Source organism: Arsenophonus endosymbiont of Bemisia tabaci Q2, assembly GCF_902713415.1.
GTDB lineage: Bacteria > Pseudomonadota > Gammaproteobacteria > Enterobacterales > Enterobacteriaceae > Arsenophonus.
This window is the reverse complement of the sequence record NZ_CACTIE010000317.1, coordinates 1-853: the sequence shown is the minus strand read 5'-3', so window position 1 is coordinate 853 and position 853 is coordinate 1. Positions and strand designations below refer to the sequence as shown.

1 pseudogene is annotated in these 853 nt (G+C 36.0%); it reads left to right on the top strand.

Annotated elements, in window-relative coordinates:
• Positions 1-424 precede the first annotated feature (424 nt).
• A pseudogene (locus ARSQ2_RS11680) lies at positions 425-853 on the top strand (formate dehydrogenase accessory sulfurtransferase FdhD); the annotation flags it as partial.

Sequence of the window (853 nt, the reverse complement as noted above, 5' to 3'; positions counted from 1 at the left end):
CTCAACCCTTCTTCTTCCATCGTAAATATTACTTTACGTCTAAAATCAATTGAATAGCTCATATAAATAATGTCATCAAAATTAAGTCGCTTAGCTATACCTGCCATACCGCCAGCACAGATCTTAAAGAACTGTCTTCTGCTGACTTGCATCAAAAATCTCCTCATTCACATGACTGACATTGGTCTCCAGTAAAATAAAAAACAGCAAAATAGGTGATCATTTTTTATTAAATCACGATCTTTTTTGGTTGGATCAAACTCTCTATCCATAATAATTAATATAATCTCTTTTAATGTATTATATTATTAGGAATTCGGCTAATGAGTAATTTTTGTGCAACTGAAATGACGAAAAATGTAAAAAACCGGAGTATCCAAAATAAAAGTTCGCCAAAAGAAAAATTTTTAATATTTTTAATTTTGATAATGTTGCGCAAAAAGTCTTTATTGCCTTGGTCTACAATGGCATTTCCCATGCCGTCATGATGGCAAGCCCAAAAGACTTAACCCTACTCGCTATAGGTTTTTCGCTGTCCGAAGGCATTATCCAATCTGCTGAAGAAATTCGCGATATCAACATCAGTAAATATGACTCAAAGGGCATAGAATTAAATATTGAACTATCACCCCGCCAGTTTATGGCATTAAAAGCAAAACGGCCTAATCTAACTGGCCGTACTGGCTGTGGCATCTGTGACACAGAACAACTTAGCCAACTATTTCCGTCCAATCAATCCGCTTCCTTTTACGCAATCATTTTCACTAACTTATCTGGATCAGGCCTTATCTCAATTAAATACCATCCAAAAAATTGGCCAATTAACCGGCTGTACTCATCCCGCAGCCTGGAT